We start from the raw sequence: 15,242 nt of genomic DNA, 5'->3' as shown, positions 1-15,242 counted from the left end.
CGTTTTGACACAGATTTGATCGAAAGCCCCGATGCCCGTTGCAACCACCAGTTTCCTGATCTTTGCCGCCAGCCAGGTCGGCACGCCGGGACCGGCCAACATGGTCCTGTTGGGAACGGGTGCGCGCTTTGGGTTCCGCGCGGCGCTGCCTTTCGTGGCAGGCGTGATTCTGGGCAAGCAGCTGATCATCTGGCCGCTGGGCTTTGGCCTTCTGCAACTGGCAGAACAGGCTCCGACAGCGTTCGCGGTTCTGAAATATGCTTCGGCGGCCTATATTTGCTGGCTTGCGTGGAAAATCGCCAACCTGCGCCTATCGCATCAGGACGCGGGCGAGGCGGTTCCCGGATTCTGGGCCGGGTTGGTGGTCCATCCGCTGAACCCCAAGGCCTGGGCGATGATCATCGCGGGATTCACCGGGTTCGTCGCGGCGGGAACATCGGTGCTGAGTGCGACGCTCACGATCGCGCTCGTTTTGTTGACCTGCCAGGTGGTCCTGCACCCGATCTGGACCTTTGCGGGCGATAGAATTGCCCGCGTGGTTGCGGGACGGCCGGCGGAAAAATATCTGATGTGGACTCTCGCGGGTCTGACTGTTGCATCCGTACTTTTCGTGTTGTTCGGAGGAGGAACACACCAATGAAACTTGAGGCAATCATAAATCAGCCGGTCATTGAAACCGAGCGGTTCGACCTGCGCCCGCTGCGCCGGTCGGATATGGGCCTGATCGAGCACTACGCAGGGGACGAGCGCGTGGCGCGCATGACCACGTCGATCCCGCACCCCTTGCCGCCCGGTTCGATCGAAGCTTTCGTGACCCGCGCCATGGCCGAGGACCGGGACGAGGACGTCTGGGCGATGGACGCCACCAAGGACGGCGGGCCTGAGTTGATCGGGGTGATCTCGCTCAAGCGGCTGGATCGCAATCAGTCCGAAGTGGGCTATTGGGTCGCGCCCTTGTATTGGAATACGGGCATCGCCTCGCTGGCGGTGGAAACGCTGGTTCATTCGAACCCGCTGGAAAACGCCACGATGTTTGCCAGCGTGTTTCAGGACAATCCCGCCTCGGCGCGGGTCCTGACTCATTGCGGGTTCCAGTACCTTGGCGATGCCGAAAGTTTCTCGGTGGCGCGCGACGCAAATGTGCCCACCTGGACGTACAGCAAAAAACTCTGACTTGTGGCCGATGGGGCCTTTGCAGTAGGGGACTGACATGAAATTTCTCGATCTTGCAAAGGTCTACATCCGGTCCGGGGCCGGCGGTAGCGGGTGCGTCAGCTTTCGACGCGAAAAGTACATCGAATACGGCGGCCCCGATGGCGGGGACGGCGGCAAAGGCGGGTCCGTCTGGGCTGAGGTCGTGGACGGGCTGAACACCCTGATCGACTTCCGCTATCAGCAGCATTTCTTTGCCAAGAACGGACAGCCCGGCCGGGGCCAGCAGCGCACTGGCAAGGACGGCGACGACATCATCCTGCGCGTGCCGGTCGGAACCGAGATCCTGGACGAGGATCAGGAGACGGTGATCGCCGACCTGACCGAAGTGGGGCAACGTGTCCTGCTGGCGCGGGGTGGCAATGGCGGTTTCGGCAACCTGCATTTCAAATCGGCCACAAACCAGGCGCCGCGCCGGGCCAATGCGGGACAGCCGGGCGTGGACCGTACGATTTGGCTGCGCCTGAAGCTGATCGCCGATGTGGGCCTGCTCGGCCTGCCGAATGCGGGCAAGTCAACCTTTCTGGCCGCCACCTCGAACGCCCGGCCCAAGATCGCCGACTATCCCTTTACCACGCTGCACCCAAATCTGGGCGTCGTCGGCGTGGACAATGTGGAATTCGTGGTGGCCGACATTCCCGGCCTGATCGAAGGCGCGCATGAAGGCCGCGGCATCGGCGACCGTTTTCTGGGCCATGTCGAACGCTGCGCGGTGTTGCTGCATCTGGTCGATGGCACGTCTGAGACCATCGCGCAGGACTATCACACCATCATCCACGAGCTTGAGGCCTATGGCGGCGCGCTGGCCGACAAGCCCCGGATCACCGTGTTGAACAAGATCGACGCGCTGGACGAAGAACAACTCGAACTGGCCAAGGCCGAGTTGGAAGAGGCCGTGGGCGGCCCGGTCATGACCATGTCGGGCGTGGCCCGACAGGGCGTGACCGAGGTTCTGCGGGCCCTGCGCTCCCAGATCGACGAAAACCGCCTGCGCCAGAAACCCACCGAGGAGCGCGAGACGTGGCAGCCCTGACCGACGCAAAGCGCCTGGTGGTCAAGATCGGCTCGGCGTTGCTGGTCGATCGTTCGACCGGCAAGCTGCGTTCGGACTGGTTGCATTCGCTGGCGCAGGACGTGGCGTGGCTCAAGGGGCAGGGGGCCGATGTGGTTCTGGTCTCCTCCGGGTCGATCGCCCTGGGGCGCGGTGTTCTGGGCTTGCCCGCAACCACCCTTTCGTTGGAGCAGTCCCAGGCCGCCGCCGCCGTCGGGCAGATCAGGCTGGCGCGGGCCTATGAAGAGGCGTTGGCCCCCCACGACATCACCACGGCGCAGGTTCTGGTGACGCTTGAGGACAGCGAGAACCGCCGCCGGTACCTAAACTCGCGCGCGACGCTGGAAACTCTGCTGGGGTTGGGTGTCGTGCCCATCGTGAACGAAAATGACACGGTGGCCACGGATGAAATCCGTTACGGCGACAATGATCGCCTGGCCGCGCAGATCGCCGTGACCGTCGGTGCGGATCAGTTGATCCTGCTGTCCGATGTCGATGGGTTCTACACCGGCAATCCAGCCGAAGACCCATCCGCCACCCGGTTTGACGTGATCGACGCGATCACGCCCGAGATCGAGGCGATGGCCGGTGACGCCGGTTCGGGGCTGTCCAAGGGCGGCATGAAGACCAAGCTGATGGCCGCGCAGATGGCGACGGCGGCGGGCTGTGACATGGCGATTACGGAAGGATCGCCTTTGAACCCGCTGAAACTGCTGAACAATGGCGCGAACAGCACTTGGTTCAAGGCCAAGCTGGACCCGCATGCGGCGCGCAAACGCTGGATCTCGGCGATGAAGCCGCGGGGCGAGATCACGGTCGATGCAGGGGCAGCGCAGGCGCTGGAGAATGGCAAAAGCCTGTTGCCGGCCGGCATCGTCGAAGTGACGGGCGATTTTGGACGGGGCGACCCGGTGGCCATCAAGGATCACGAAGGCCGGCGTTTGGGATTGGGCCTCAGCCGCTATACCGCGCACGAGGCCGACACCATCAAGGGGCGCAAATCCTCCGAGATCGAGGACGCACTCGGCTATCCCGGCCGTGCGGTGATGATCCACCGTGACGATCTGGCTTTGTAGCTGCGAAAACTGATAGATTTGGCTGGTCCGACGACCGGAAAGGCAGATGACATGAAGGACTTTGACAGCATTCCCGCCCTGATGGCCGATCTTGGCAAGCGCGCCAAGGATGCGTCTCGGGATCTGGCTTTCGCCTCGGCCGAGCGCAAACACGCCGCGTTGATCGCCGCGGCCGACGCCGTGTGGAAGAACCGCGCACAGATCATCGAGGCCAACAAGAAAGACCTGGACTATGGCCGCGACAAGGGTCTGAGCCCGGCCATGATGGACCGGTTGATGCTGGACGAGGCGCGCATTCAGGGCATGGTCGACGGGTTGCGCACCGTGGCCGAACAGACCGATCCGGTGGGTGAGGTTCTGGCCGAATGGGATATGCCCTCGGGGCTGAACATCCGCAGGGTACGCACCCCGCTGGGCGTGATCGGCGTGATCTATGAAAGCCGCCCGAACGTGACCGCGGATGCCGGGGCGCTGTGCCTCAAGTCGGGCAATGCCGTGATCCTGCGCGGCGGTTCCGAAAGCTTTCATTCTTCGACCGCGATCCACGCCTGCCTGGTCGAGGGGCTGAAGGCCGCAAACCTGCCCGAGGATGCGATCCAGTTGGTCCCGACCCGTGACCGGGCGGCGGTGCAGGAATTGCTGACCATGACCGACTATGTCGACGTCATCGTGCCGCGCGGCGGCAAGGGGCTGGTCGGGCTGGTCCAGCGCGAGGCGCGGGTGCCGGTCTTTGCTCATCTTGAAGGGATCGTGCACATCTACATCGACAAGGCTGCGGATCCGCAGAAAACGCTGGACGTGGTGCTGAACGCCAAGACCCGCCGCACTGGCATCTGCGGGGCGGCCGAATGCCTGCTGGTGCATCAGGATATCGCGGAAACGCTGGGGCACGACGTGATCGCCGCGCTGCTGGCCGCGGGCGTCGAGGTCCATGCCGCAGGTGCGCTGGCCATCGACGGCACCTTGCCGGCCAGCGATGACGATTGGGGCAAGGAGTTTATGGACAGCATCATCGCCGCAAAACCGGTGGCCGATATCGACGATGCAATCGCGCATATCCGGCAATACGGATCGAACCACACCGATTGCATCATGACCGAGGATCAGTCCGCCGCCGACCGCTTCTTTGAACGGCTCGACAGTGCGATCCTGATGCACAACGCCTCGACCCAGTTTGCCGACGGAGGTGAGTTCGGAATGGGCGCCGAAATCGGGATCGCCACGGGCAAGATGCACGCGCGCGGCCCGGTGGGGGCGGCGCAGCTGACCAGCTTCAAATACCTGGTGCGCGGCAACGGCACGACGCGCGCCTGAGGCGCTGCGTCAAAACCGCAGCACCACGCGGGTCGCGCCCGTCTCGGCCGACACCCGGCGGCCCTGAGCGGCCGCCGTCTGCGGAAGCAGGGCGAATTGCACCTGCGCCGGCGTGACCTTTTTGGCGAATGTGCCGGTCGGGAGGCCTTTCCACAGGTCGGGATCGACATTCATGCGGTCGGCCGTACCGGTGACCGTCCATTTATCGCCCACGCTGTCAATCTTGACCTCGCCGCCCATGGGCATGGCGCTTTCGCAGCACATGATGGCCAGAAAGGCCAGTTTGATCTGATTGCGCGGCATCGCCTCCGTGACGTTCCAATGCACCCGGACACGGCCCGCACGCTCAACATCGCGCAGCAATTCCGTCACTTCGCTGCGGCCCAGCGGCTGATCGCTGGCCGCGCCGAAGGCCACGCGGAAGAACCGGATCCGCGCCCCGGCGCTGCCGACGCTGCCGGTAATCAGCTCCATCTCGGGGCCCTGGGTGCCGCCAACCATCTCCAACAGTTCCAGACCGTTCGTGATCGCGCCGATCGGGCTGATCAGATCGTGGCAGATCCGAGAGCCGATCAACTCGGCTAGGTTGACGTTGGTGTCGCCCATGCGTACCTCCTGTGGTATCCCCCATGCCCGACCCGGAGCCGCCGCATGACAGATCTGAATGCCATTCTTGCACCGGGCATGTTTGTCCGCCACCCAGATTTCCCCGACTGGGGCGTTGGACAGGTCCAGTCCAATATTGGGGGCAAGATCACCGTGAACTTTCGCGACCAGGGCAAAGTGGTGATTGACGGAACACGCATCGCCTTGATGCCGGTTCTTGATCCATGAAACTGGTTTAGGAAAGGTTAACGGGGCTCGCCACCCGGTTCGTGTTGCCATTCGCCGCGCAGCTGCGGTATCAGCGCTGGGATCGCAACAAGACGACGACCATTCCACATGCCGGATACGGGCCCTTCATTCACTGTCAAACTTGCCGAAACCGACGAGGAACTGCGCGCGGCGCAACGGCTTCGTTATGACGTCTTCGTGCGTGAACTGGGCGGCGGCGGCGAGATGGTCGATCATGCAGAGGGCCTGGAACGCGACCAGTTCGACCCGTATTTTGATCACATGCTGGCCTATGACGACGCCACTGGAGAAGTGGTCGGTGTCTACCGGCTGTTGCCGGGTGACCGCGTAGCTGAAGTCGGACGGTTTTACTCCGAGGATGAATACGACCTTACCGTTCTGAAAAACAGCGGCCGCAAATTGCTGGAACTCGGCCGGTCCTGCCTGCATCCGGACTATCGCGGCGGAACCGCAATGTATCATTTGTGGAATGGCCTCGCGAAATATGTGTCCGAACGGGAGATCGAGGTTCTGTTCGGCGTTGCCAGCTTTCACGGCACAGACGTCAAGCACCTTGCCCAGCCTCTGTCGATGCTGCATCACAACCACCTGGCTCCACCCGAACTGCGGGTGCGGGCGCAGCCGGAAGTTTTTCAGAACATGAACTTGGTTCCGAAAGATGCGCTGGATCGACGGAGTGCGATGTTGCAGGTTCCGGCCTTGATCAAGGCCTATCTTCGATTGGGCGGGTTTGTGGGCGAGGGGGCATTCATCGACCATGCATTCAACACCACCGACGTTTGCCTGATCCTCGACACCACACGGATGAACGAAAGACAGAGACGCATCTATGGCGGAGCGTGACGTGCCAAACGGCGCTGTCTGGCACAGCTCGGACGACCCCGACCCGGTTGAGTTGGGTGTATGGGGTTGGATTTTGGTGATCCTGCGGGGGCTCCCTTTGGCTGTGCTGGTGTTCGGTGGTCTGATCGTTCTGTTGCTTGTGCGCCTGGTCGAAAGACCCATCTTTGGCCTGCGTCGGCCGGTAACGCCGTTCATTGCCCAATTCGTATGTCGCAATGCGTTTCGAATTCTTGGGATCGGATTTTCCAGCTCGGGTGAGTTGATGCAGCAGCGCGGGGCAGTTGTCGCCAATCACACGTCCTGGCTGGACATTTTCGCGCTCAACGCCCGCAAGCGTGTGTACTTCGTGTCCAAGGCCGAGGTGGCGAATTGGCCCGGCATCGGTTGGCTGGCCCGGGCCACCGGAACCGTGTTCATCGAACGTAATCCAAAAAAAGCGCGCGAGCAGACCAAGTTGTTCGAAGACCGTCTGAAGGCCGGGCACAAGCTGTTGTTTTTTCCAGAGGGCACATCGACAGATGGCCTTCGGGTTTTGCCATTCAAAACAACGCTTTTTGCGGCATTCTTTGCAGATGAACTGCGTGATTTCATGTATGTTCAGCCGGTTTCGGTTGTCTACCACGCGCCCGATGGGCAGCCGGACCGGTTCTATGGCTGGTGGGGCGACATGGATTTTGCTCCGCATCTTCTGAAGACGCTGGGCGCGCGGCGGCAGGGGCGGGTCGAATTGATTTATCATTCTCCGGCGCGGGTCAGCGATTTCGACAACCGCAAGGCTTTGGCCGCGCATTGCGAGCAGGCCGTCCGCCACGGGCATGCCTTGGCGCGGCCAGAAAAATAGGGGTAAAAGCCCCTTGCACCATCAGTCAACCTGCCGTATACGCGCGGCATTCAAATCCGCAGGCGGGGTTTGGTCGTTTTGAGGGAGACATCCTCATCAAGGCCGCCGGTTGGAGCAAACGCTTCTTTCACCCCCGCCAAGGCGAAAACCGGAAAAGGAAAACATAGCATGGCTCTTCCCGAGTTCACCATGCGTCAGCTGCTGGAAGCTGGCGTTCACTTTGGTCACCAAACACAGCGTTGGAACCCCCGCATGGCGCCGTTCATCTATGGCGCGCGCAACGGCATCCACATCATGGACCTGACCCAGACCGTTCCGATGCTGGATCAGGCGCTGCAGGCGGTACGTGACACCGTCGCCAAAGGTGGCCGCGTTCTGTTCGTCGGTACCAAGCGTCAGGCTGCACAGCCGATCGCCGAAGCCGCTGAAAAATCGGCCCAGTATTACATGAACCACCGCTGGCTGGGCGGCACGCTGACCAACTGGAAAACCGTTTCCCAATCGATCAACCGTCTGAACCAGATCGACGAAGCCATGGAATCGGGCGCTGAAGGCCTGACCAAGAAAGAGCGTCTGGGCATGGAGCGTGACCAGGCCAAGCTGCAGGCTTCGCTGGGCGGCATCCGCGAGATGGGCGGCGTTCCTGACCTGCTGTTCGTCATCGACGTCAAGAAAGAAGCCCTGGCCATCGCCGAAGCCAACAAGCTGGGTATCCCGGTTGTGGCTGTCGTCGACACCAACTGCTCGCCGGATGGTGTGGACTACATCATCCCCGGCAACGACGATGCTGCCCGTGCAATCGCACTGTATTGCGACCTGGCCGCACGCGCTGCGCTGGACGGCATGACCGCTCAGCTGGGCGCCGCCGGCGTCGACCTGGGTGAGTTCGAAGAAGCACCGGTTGAAGAAGCCGTTGCAGACGAAGCCGAAGCGTCGGCCGAAGCGTAAGCTGCCCGTCACGTAAATGACATATGGGGCAGGGTAGACCTGCCCCAATTCCGTTTGAATTGAGGAGAGCCAAGAGATGGCAATCACTGCAGCAATGGTGAAAGAACTGCGCGACTCGACCGGCGCAGGCATGATGGACGCGAAAAAAGCGCTGACCGAAACCGGCGGCAACATGGACGAGGCCGTTGACTGGCTGCGCACCAAAGGTCTGGCGAAGGCCGCAAAGAAATCCGGCCGTACCGCAGCAGAAGGCCTTGTTGCCGTTCACGTCGAAGGTGGCAACGGTGTTGCTGTCGAAGTGAACTCGGAAACCGACTTTGTCGCGAAGAACGCCGAGTTCCAGGAAATGGTCGGCAAGATCACCTACGCAGCCCAGGGCGTTGACTCGGTTGAGGAACTGCTGGCCGCTGATCTGGGCGGCAAGTCGGTTGCCGACACGCTGACCGACAAAATCGCCACCATCGGCGAAAACATGTCGGTCCGCCGCATGGCTAAACTGTCGGGCGACACCGTGGTCTCGTATGTCCACAACGCCGCAACCAACGGCATGGGCAAGATCGGTGTTCTGGTTGCTCTGTCGGGCGGCGATGAAGCCATCGGCAAGCAAGTCGCGATGCACATCGCAGCCGTGAACCCGGCCGCTCTGTCCGAAGCCGACCTGGATCCGGCCGTTGTCGAAAAAGAAAAGCAGGTTCAGATGGACATCGCGCGCGAGTCCGGCAAGCCCGAGCAGGTCATCGAAAAGATGATCGAGGGCCGCATGAAGAAATTCGTAGCGGAATCGACCCTGCTGAGCCAGCAGTTCGTTGTGAACCCCGACCTGACCGTGGAAGCAGCGGCCAAGGAAGCCGGCGCAACCATCACCGGTTTTATTCGCCTGGAAGTTGGCGAAGGCATCGTGGTCGAAAAAGAAGACTTTGCTGCCGAAGTCGCCAAAGCGGCTCAGGGCTGACACCTGTTCAGCCCGGGTTTTCCGGGCTGATCCATAAAACGCCCGAAACCGGTTGCGCGACGCGCGACCGGTTTTTTTTAGCGAATTTCCGATTGATTAGAGGAGTAATTGGAGGGCCCCGCAAGATGGGGATGGTCGAGGCCCCCCAAAATTTCCGACATCGGCACGTGGACGAATAAGCGCCCTTTGTCAGAGCGAACGGAGAGCCTTGGCAATACAAAGATCCGTCCAAATGTTCCTTGGCTAAAGCCACCACTCACGGAACAGTATCAATGTGCAATTTCTGCGCAGTTTTAGGAAGTCATGTATTCCTTACCTAAGGTCAACTGCCGCGCGACAGCGGATTCAGACCTCCATGACGAACATCTGATTCTGCAGCGAAGCCTTCAAAACCGCCTGTGCAGTCGTCTCGACAGAGAGAGCCTCGCGCGCCAGCCTGAGGTGTTTTTCAACAGTTGCCGAAGTCAATCCCATCAGCAGGGCAATGTCCTGGGTCGTTTTTCCGTCACCCACCCATTCCAGAGCCTCTCGCTGCCGCTTGGTCAAGGCGCGGTTCGGGGGATTGTAGGGCAGAGTCAGAATTTTGAGGTGGGCGATGTTGTTCATCAGCAGGATATCATCGCCGTGCTCAGCCCACATCTCGTCCATCTCGTCCTGGCTGCGGTTCAGAGCGGCCAGCGAAATTGCCCCCTTCGACCGCATGGACACCGAAGTGAAACTGATCGTGTAGCCGACGGTGATCCCTTTCGAGCGGTTGAACTCGTACACCTTGCGTTCTTCGTTGGTCATCGTGCCGCTGGACATCATCTCGCGGATCATGCTCCAGCTTGCGGCCCCTTCGTGATCCAGCGCCCATTTCAGCATGGGCGCATGGAAATAGAGACCATCCCGAAGGAAACCGTCCATGTATTCCTTGCAGTGATTGGTCAGGATCACGAAGTCTTCGGGGTCGCCCAAAGACGTTTGGGTGCGGTATTGTGTGTGTCCGTACAACAGGCGGTCAAAACCATACTTGGCCATCTGTTCGGTGTGCGCGGCCCAAAGCTCCTCGAGGGTTTTTACATAGCTCAGAAAGTTGAGGTATTCCTTGAGCGTCATCATGCGCCGCCACCCTCCTGAAGATGCGCGGCCAGCGCTTCCAGCGCTAGAACATAGCTTTGAGCGCCAAAGCCGCATATCTGCCCGATGGCGACGGCCGAGATGTAGGACTTGTGCCGAAATGCCTCGCGGGCGTGGATATTGGACAGGTGAACCTCGACCACCGGCAGTTGAGCCGACGAAATGGCATCCATCAACGCTATTGACGTGTGGGTATACGCGCCGGCATTCAGGACGATCCCGTCATGGGTTCCGCGCGCGGCGTGGATGGCATCGATCAACACACCTTCATGGTTTGATTGGGCGCACTCGACACGCAACCCGATCGATGCGCCATGCGAAACGCACAAGTCTTCGATCATCTTCAAGGTGGTATGACCGTAAACCTCGGGCTGCCGTGTGCCCAAAAGGTTCAGGTTCGGTCCGTTCAATACAAGAATACTACGCATTATTTTTCTGTCCCCATACCTGTTTCATAGCCGCGAATTGAAAACGCGTCTACCGGCTTTGCTCTCATGAGGCGAGCAGGCGCAGGTCAGGTCTTGGGGACAGGCGGTGAAACGACCGTGAATGTCGTTCCTAGTCGATGGACACGACAACTTTGCCGAGAACCGACCGGTCGCCCAACATCTCCAAAGCTTCGGCGGCGCGGGGCAAGGAGAAGCGGGCGCTGATACGCGGCTTGATCTTGCCGCCATGATACATGGCAAACAGTTCCCGCAAGTTTTCGGCATGTCCGGCCGGATCGCGGAATACGGACGCGCCCCAGAACACGCCGACGATCTCACAGCCTTTGAGCAAAGGCAGATTCAACGGGATGTTGGGGATACCGGCCGGAAAACCAACGACCAGAAACCGCCCCTTCCAGGCCATCGCGCGCAATGCTGGCTCGGCGTAGTCGCCGCCGACCGCATCATAGACCACGTCAACGCCATCACCGCCCGCCAGCTTCTTGACTTCGGCCGAGAACGCTTTTTGCGCCTCTCGCGTCATCTCCTTGGAGTAGACGATCGTTTCATCAGCGCCCAAATCCTTGCAGAACTGAGCTTTGTCTTCCGTGGACACCGCGGCAATTACGCGCGCGCCCATCGCTTTGCCCAACTCAACCGCGGCCGAGCCGACACCACCGGCGGCCCCAAGAACCAACAAGGTCTTACCGCCCTTGAGCCCGGCGCGATCCTTCAGCGCATGGTAGGACGTTCCGTAGGTGAAGATGAAACAAGCCGCATCCTCGTACGGCATGGACTCCGGGATCGGAACGGCGCTGGCGGCCGGAATGCACAGCTGCTCGGCGAAACCTCCGTGGCCTGTCAGGGCCAGAACGCGGTCACCGATCTTCAGATCGGAAACACCATCTCCGACGGCGATCACATCGCCTGACACTTCCCCTCCGGGCGCGAACGGGCGCGGTGGTTTCATCTGGTACAAATCGCGGATGATCAGCGTGTCAGGATAATTCACACCTGCCGCACGTACCCGGATCAGCACCTGACCCTTTTTGGGCGTTGGATCGGGCAGGGTGGTCAGTTCCAGTGTTTCCGGACCACCCGGGGCGACGCTGAGTAATGCTTGCATTTCGTATTCCGATCCTCGCCATTTGTCGGCCCGAAGGTCGGGTCCTGACACCATGTTGTCAAGGCAGATGTGAAATGCAATTCTGCACAGTGAAACTGATCCGACCTGAAATAGAACTCAGGACGCAACAAAAACGAATTATGGGGAGAGGCCGATGACACCGGAGAACTTATTTTCGCTAGCGGGCAAGACTGCTCTGGTCACGGGCGGCGCGACCGGCATTGGTCGGATGGCAGCCGAGGCTTTGCTGCGCGCGGGTGCGCGGGTGCTGATCGCCTCGCGCAAGGGCGAAGCTTGCGAAGCTGTAGCCGCCGAACTGAACGCGCTGGATGCTCCCGGAACCGCAGAAGGGTTTGCAGGTGACGTCAGCAGCGAGGCCGGCATTGACGCGCTGGTCGAAGAGGTGAGCAACCGCACCCAAAGGCTTGATATCCTTATGAACAATGCCGGCGTGTCATGGGGTGCGCCTATGGGACAGTTTCCCTATGACGCCTGGGACAAAGTCATGTCCGTGAATGTTGCCGGCATCTTTCATCTGACCCAGAAGCTGCTTCCTCTGCTGATGCAATCGGGCTCGGACGATGATCCTGCACGGGTAATCAACGTCGCATCGGTGATGGGAGAAGTTCCGATGGGTGATGGCGCCTACAGCTATTCCGCGTCGAAGGCGGCCGTCATCCATCTGACCAAGATCATGGCAAAGGAGCTGTCGCCCTACCGCGTGACTGTGAATGCTCTGGCACCGGGACCGTTCGTTTCGCGCATGACCGCCTTTGCCACGGCTGACGAGGAAAAACGCGAGAAAGTGGGCAAGTCGGTCCCGCTGGGCCGTGTCGGGCGCGACGAGGACATCGCGGGCTGTATGCTGTTCCTCAGCGGACGCGGCGGCAGTTACGTGACCGGCGCCGTGATCCCGGTCTCGGGTGGTATCAACGTTCTGACCGGAGGAAACATCTTTGCTGATGCCCTGTGAAACCCGGTCCAGTATCAAGCGAGGCCGATCGCATGAGCGATGACCCGAACACTCTCGACCTTGTCGCCGTAGATGACTATCTGCGCGCCAACCTGCAAGGCTATGCCGGTCCGCTTGAGGCGACGAAGTTCACAGTGGGTCAGTCCAATCCGACCTACGAACTGCGCACGCCTGGCAAATCTTATGTTCTCCGGCGCAAGCCGCCCGGAGTTCTGCTGAAATCTGCCCACGCGGTCGACCGCGAATTCCGTGTTCAGACCGCGTTGGCGCACAGCAAAGTGCCGGTGCCGCGCATGTACTTGCTGTGCGAGGATGACAGCATCATCGGCTCTGCCTTCTATGTCATGGAGCGTCTGGACGGTCGGAATTTTCTGGAACCGACCATGAAGGGCGAAACCAACGAAACCCGTAGCGCCGTTCTGGATGAGATGAACCAGGTTCTGGCCGAATTGCACATGGTCGACATCGACGCAGTGGGCCTGTCCGACTACGGACCGACCGGCAACTACTTTGAACGCCAGATCGCGCGCTGGACCAAACAGTATCGCGCCTCGGAAACCGAAACGGTTGCCGACATGGATGCGCTGATCGACGCGCTGGAAAGCTCGATCCCGGCGGATGATGGTCAACGAACGCTGGTTCATGGCGACTATCGCATCGACAATCTGATGTTCGAGCGGGACGGCACCCGTTGCATCGGGGTCCTGGATTGGGAACTGTCCACCATCGGCCATCCCTATGCCGATCTGGCGGCCGTAATCATGCAATGGCAGATGCCGCCGGGCAAAGAGGGTCGGGGGCTGGCCGGCGTTGACCGCGGCAGCCTGGGGCTGCCCAGCGATCAGCAGTTCATCGCCTCATATTGTCAGCGGCGCGGACTACCGGGCATCGACAATTTCGGCTTCTATCTTGCGTTCAATTTCTTCCGCATGGCCGGAATTCTACAGGGCGTCTACAAACGCGCGCTGGACGGGAACGCCTCCGATCCGGCCCGGGCGCGCGCTTTCGGAGCCTATGTGCCCATGTTCGCCAAACATGGCCTTGCAGCGCTGGGATAGAGGGGCAGGCGTGGTTTCCGAGACATCATCTAGCGCCGACACTGGCAAGGATCGGAACTTCGTCACCGCACTGGCGCGGGGGCTTGAACTGCTGCGGTGCTTTCGCCACGGCGAAACGGCCCTGACCAACACGGATTTTGCGGAACGCACGGGTCTGCCCAAGCCAACGATCTCGCGGTTGACCCATACGCTGTGCCAACTGGGTTACCTTGTTCAGGATCACGCAGGCGGTTCGTATCGGCTTGGCGTCGGAGTGCTGCGGCTGGGATACGGAGTTCTGGGTGCGGCTGACATATGCGAGCGTGCCGTCGAGGTGCTGAGGGAACTGCGCGATGGAGCCAATCCGTACCTGACGGCCGCCCTGGGCGAAGCGCATCGGGCCGAGGTCGTATACGTCGCGGTCAGCAGGTCGACGCAGAACGTGGCGCTTACCATGCATGTCGGATCCCGGCTGCCGTTATTCTCCTCGGCCATGGGGCGGGCCATTCTGGTCGGCATGACCGAGGATCAAAGGGAAACGGCGATTTACGCTGCTCGACGCGATCTGAACCTGCCCGAAAATCACCTGCGCGACTCGATAAAAACCGCGTTGGATGAATACGATACACAAGGCTATTGTACCGGATATTCTCTGTGGCGGGACGACGTCCATGCCATTTCCGTTCCGGTGTCCACCGCCAGCGACGGGCGGGTATTTGGATTGAATATCGGCGGACCCAGCTTTTACGTGACCCCGGAAGAGCTTGAAGGAGACCACGCGCACAAGCTGATAGATGCCGCCCGGCAATTGGGACTGCGTCCATGAAACCTCAGTGCAACGCCTCGAGTTCAAGTTCTACGTTGGCCAGGCTGTTCTTACCAAAAAACATCTCAGACCCGACAAACAGGCAGGGCACCCCGAAAACTCCGCGGCGAACGGCCGCTTTTGTCTGATCTTTCAGAGTCTGCTTTGCCAGATCGCCGGTGATCGCCTCACGGATTTTTCGTACGGGCAGGTCACGTTCTTGAATGATGTCGGTCAACACATTCAGGTCGTCAATTTTCTGTCCGTGCACCCATATTGCGTCAAAAACGGCGTCTACATATCTGTCTTCCCATGATTTTCCCATCGCTGCGACCGCGCCACGCATGGCGAATTTCGTGTTCAGCGGAAAATAGGGGCTCATATGAAAGTTCAGGCCGCGCCGCCGTGCAAAGCGGTGCAGGTCATGGGTCAGATACGCCGATTTCTTCCGATTTTCCGAGAACGCCTGAAATGGGCTCTGGTTGTTGGTAGCCTTGAAAACTGTACTCAGCAGAACCGGCACAAAGCGAATCTCAGCCCCATGACGCTCGGCGAGATCTGGCAAAACCTTATGAGCGAGGTAAGCGTTCGGGCTGCAAAAGTTGTATACGAATTCCACGTTCTGCGTCATCTGGCACCTCCGGCCGGTGGCGAATTCAGGG

General features: G+C 60.4%; 18 protein-coding genes. 13 read left to right on the top strand and 5 right to left on the bottom strand.

What is annotated here, in order from left to right; translation table 11 throughout:
* Nucleotides 1-31 precede the first annotated feature (31 nt).
* The 5 genes from ACR0BA_RS03505 to ACR0BA_RS03485 are packed head-to-tail and all read left to right on the top strand — an operon-like array spanning nt 32 to nt 4,653.
* A complete protein-coding gene (locus ACR0BA_RS03505) occupies nt 32-640 on the top strand; it encodes a LysE family translocator (RefSeq protein WP_170368435.1) in 609 nt (202 codons plus the stop codon).
* On the top strand, nt 637-1,173 hold the full coding sequence (locus ACR0BA_RS03500) for a GNAT family N-acetyltransferase (protein WP_170523758.1): 537 nt from the start codon (nt 637-639) through the stop codon (nt 1,171-1,173). The genes ACR0BA_RS03505 and ACR0BA_RS03500 overlap by 4 nt, the downstream gene beginning before the upstream one ends.
* A 37-nt stretch (nt 1,174-1,210) precedes the next feature.
* Nucleotides 1,211-2,245 (top strand): GTPase ObgE, encoded by a 1,035-nt coding sequence (obgE, locus tag ACR0BA_RS03495; protein WP_480726462.1) that lies wholly within the window; start codon nt 1,211-1,213, stop codon nt 2,243-2,245.
* Complete coding sequence (proB, locus tag ACR0BA_RS03490; protein ID WP_480726461.1) at nt 2,233-3,339, top strand: glutamate 5-kinase; 1,107 nt, start codon at nt 2,233-2,235, stop codon at nt 3,337-3,339. Before obgE ends, proB begins: the two co-directional genes overlap by 13 nt.
* Before the next feature lie 51 nt (nt 3,340-3,390).
* The gene (locus ACR0BA_RS03485; RefSeq protein WP_480726459.1) at nt 3,391-4,653 is read left to right on the top strand and encodes a glutamate-5-semialdehyde dehydrogenase; all 1,263 of its coding nucleotides are present in this window, start codon (nt 3,391-3,393) and stop codon (nt 4,651-4,653) included.
* 9 nt (nt 4,654-4,662) lie between these two features.
* Here ACR0BA_RS03485 and ACR0BA_RS03480 read toward each other — a convergent pair whose 3' ends face one another.
* On the bottom strand, nt 4,663-5,259 hold the full coding sequence (locus ACR0BA_RS03480) for a histidine phosphotransferase family protein (protein WP_170371080.1): 597 nt from the start codon (nt 5,257-5,259) through the stop codon (nt 4,663-4,665).
* A gap of 45 nt (nt 5,260-5,304) precedes the next feature.
* Here ACR0BA_RS03480 and ACR0BA_RS03475 point away from each other — a divergent pair, with 45 nt between their 5' ends.
* The 5 genes from ACR0BA_RS03475 to tsf all read left to right on the top strand — a co-directional run bounded on the left by ACR0BA_RS03475 (nt 5,305) and on the right by tsf (nt 9,092).
* On the top strand, nt 5,305-5,487 hold the full coding sequence (locus ACR0BA_RS03475; RefSeq protein WP_170339192.1) for a DUF3553 domain-containing protein: 183 nt from the start codon (nt 5,305-5,307) through the stop codon (nt 5,485-5,487).
* Between the two features lie 108 nt (nt 5,488-5,595).
* Nucleotides 5,596-6,351, top strand: coding sequence for an L-ornithine N(alpha)-acyltransferase (gene olsB / locus ACR0BA_RS03470; RefSeq protein ID WP_170363472.1), 756 nt, complete (start codon nt 5,596-5,598; stop codon nt 6,349-6,351).
* Entirely contained in the window at nt 6,338-7,192 is an 855-nt protein-coding gene (gene olsA / locus ACR0BA_RS03465) for a lyso-ornithine lipid O-acyltransferase (protein ID WP_480726457.1), read from the top strand. The genes olsB and olsA overlap by 14 nt, the downstream gene beginning before the upstream one ends.
* A gap of 168 nt (nt 7,193-7,360) precedes the next feature.
* Nucleotides 7,361-8,140, top strand: a complete 780-nt coding sequence (gene rpsB / locus ACR0BA_RS03460) for a 30S ribosomal protein S2 (protein WP_170418899.1) — start codon at nt 7,361-7,363, stop codon at nt 8,138-8,140.
* A 76-nt stretch (nt 8,141-8,216) separates the two neighbouring features.
* Entirely contained in the window at nt 8,217-9,092 is an 876-nt protein-coding gene (tsf, locus tag ACR0BA_RS03455; RefSeq protein WP_170580407.1) for a translation elongation factor Ts, read from the top strand.
* Between the two features lie 345 nt (nt 9,093-9,437).
* Here the strand turns inward: tsf and ACR0BA_RS03450 are convergent, their stop codons facing one another.
* The 3 genes from ACR0BA_RS03450 to ACR0BA_RS03440 all read right to left on the bottom strand — a co-directional run bounded on the left by ACR0BA_RS03450 (nt 9,438) and on the right by ACR0BA_RS03440 (nt 11,765).
* Nucleotides 9,438-10,190 carry a LuxR family transcriptional regulator gene (locus tag ACR0BA_RS03450; RefSeq protein ID WP_093962957.1) on the bottom strand — a complete coding sequence of 251 codons (753 nt, stop codon included), beginning with the start codon at nt 10,188-10,190 and terminating at the stop codon, nt 9,438-9,440.
* Entirely contained in the window at nt 10,190-10,639 is a 450-nt protein-coding gene (aroQ, locus tag ACR0BA_RS03445; protein ID WP_170339183.1) for a type II 3-dehydroquinate dehydratase, read from the bottom strand. Before aroQ ends, ACR0BA_RS03450 begins: the two co-directional genes overlap by 1 nt.
* A 130-nt stretch (nt 10,640-10,769) precedes the next feature.
* A complete protein-coding gene (locus tag ACR0BA_RS03440; RefSeq protein WP_480726455.1) occupies nt 10,770-11,765 on the bottom strand; it encodes an NADPH:quinone oxidoreductase family protein in 996 nt (331 codons plus the stop codon).
* Between the two features lie 154 nt (nt 11,766-11,919).
* Between ACR0BA_RS03440 and ACR0BA_RS03435 the strand changes: the two genes are divergently transcribed.
* The 3 genes from ACR0BA_RS03435 to ACR0BA_RS03425 are packed head-to-tail and all read left to right on the top strand — an operon-like array spanning nt 11,920 to nt 14,601.
* Nucleotides 11,920-12,738, top strand: a complete 819-nt coding sequence (locus ACR0BA_RS03435; protein ID WP_093962059.1) for an SDR family NAD(P)-dependent oxidoreductase — start codon at nt 11,920-11,922, stop codon at nt 12,736-12,738.
* A gap of 32 nt (nt 12,739-12,770) precedes the next feature.
* On the top strand, nt 12,771-13,796 hold the full coding sequence (locus ACR0BA_RS03430; protein ID WP_480726453.1) for a phosphotransferase: 1,026 nt from the start codon (nt 12,771-12,773) through the stop codon (nt 13,794-13,796).
* A gap of 10 nt (nt 13,797-13,806) precedes the next feature.
* Nucleotides 13,807-14,601, top strand: coding sequence for an IclR family transcriptional regulator (locus ACR0BA_RS03425; RefSeq protein ID WP_480726452.1), 795 nt, complete (start codon nt 13,807-13,809; stop codon nt 14,599-14,601).
* A 4-nt stretch (nt 14,602-14,605) separates the two neighbouring features.
* On the opposite strand, the gene ACR0BA_RS03420 is transcribed toward ACR0BA_RS03425, so the two are convergent.
* Nucleotides 14,606-15,211 carry a DsbA family protein gene (locus ACR0BA_RS03420; protein ID WP_480726450.1) on the bottom strand — a complete coding sequence of 202 codons (606 nt, stop codon included), beginning with the start codon at nt 15,209-15,211 and terminating at the stop codon, nt 14,606-14,608.
* Between the last annotated feature and the right edge of the window lie 31 nt (nt 15,212-15,242).

Source organism: Ruegeria sp. CI5, from assembly GCF_056536885.1.
The sequence above is the reverse complement of the archived record's forward strand: the minus strand, read 5'-3'. Positions and strand labels throughout refer to the sequence as shown.

Bases quoted from the DNA above. Each gene is read 5' to 3' on its own strand.
- ACR0BA_RS03440 (WP_480726455.1), bottom strand. From the start codon at position 11,765: ATGCAAGCATTACTCAGCGTCGCCCCGGGTGGTCCGGAAACACTGGAA.
- ACR0BA_RS03480 (WP_170371080.1), bottom strand. From the start codon at position 5,259: ATGGGCGACACCAACGTCAACCTAGCCGAGTTGATCGGCTCTCGGATC.
- ACR0BA_RS03435 (WP_093962059.1), top strand. From the start codon at position 11,920: ATGACACCGGAGAACTTATTTTCGCTAGCGGGCAAGACTGCTCTGGTC.
- ACR0BA_RS03500 (WP_170523758.1), top strand. From the start codon at position 637: ATGAAACTTGAGGCAATCATAAATCAGCCGGTCATTGAAACCGAGCGG.
- ACR0BA_RS03420 (WP_480726450.1), bottom strand. From the start codon at position 15,211: ATGACGCAGAACGTGGAATTCGTATACAACTTTTGCAGCCCGAACGCT.
- ACR0BA_RS03475 (WP_170339192.1), top strand. From the start codon at position 5,305: ATGACAGATCTGAATGCCATTCTTGCACCGGGCATGTTTGTCCGCCAC.
- ACR0BA_RS03430 (WP_480726453.1), top strand. From the start codon at position 12,771: ATGAGCGATGACCCGAACACTCTCGACCTTGTCGCCGTAGATGACTAT.
- ACR0BA_RS03505 (WP_170368435.1), top strand. From the start codon at position 32: ATGCCCGTTGCAACCACCAGTTTCCTGATCTTTGCCGCCAGCCAGGTC.
- rpsB (WP_170418899.1), top strand. From the start codon at position 7,361: ATGGCTCTTCCCGAGTTCACCATGCGTCAGCTGCTGGAAGCTGGCGTT.
- aroQ (WP_170339183.1), bottom strand. From the start codon at position 10,639: ATGCGTAGTATTCTTGTATTGAACGGACCGAACCTGAACCTTTTGGGC.
- olsA (WP_480726457.1), top strand. From the start codon at position 6,338: ATGGCGGAGCGTGACGTGCCAAACGGCGCTGTCTGGCACAGCTCGGAC.
- olsB (WP_170363472.1), top strand. From the start codon at position 5,596: ATGCCGGATACGGGCCCTTCATTCACTGTCAAACTTGCCGAAACCGAC.
- tsf (WP_170580407.1), top strand. From the start codon at position 8,217: ATGGCAATCACTGCAGCAATGGTGAAAGAACTGCGCGACTCGACCGGC.
- ACR0BA_RS03485 (WP_480726459.1), top strand. From the start codon at position 3,391: ATGAAGGACTTTGACAGCATTCCCGCCCTGATGGCCGATCTTGGCAAG.
- ACR0BA_RS03450 (WP_093962957.1), bottom strand. From the start codon at position 10,190: ATGACGCTCAAGGAATACCTCAACTTTCTGAGCTATGTAAAAACCCTC.
- obgE (WP_480726462.1), top strand. From the start codon at position 1,211: ATGAAATTTCTCGATCTTGCAAAGGTCTACATCCGGTCCGGGGCCGGC.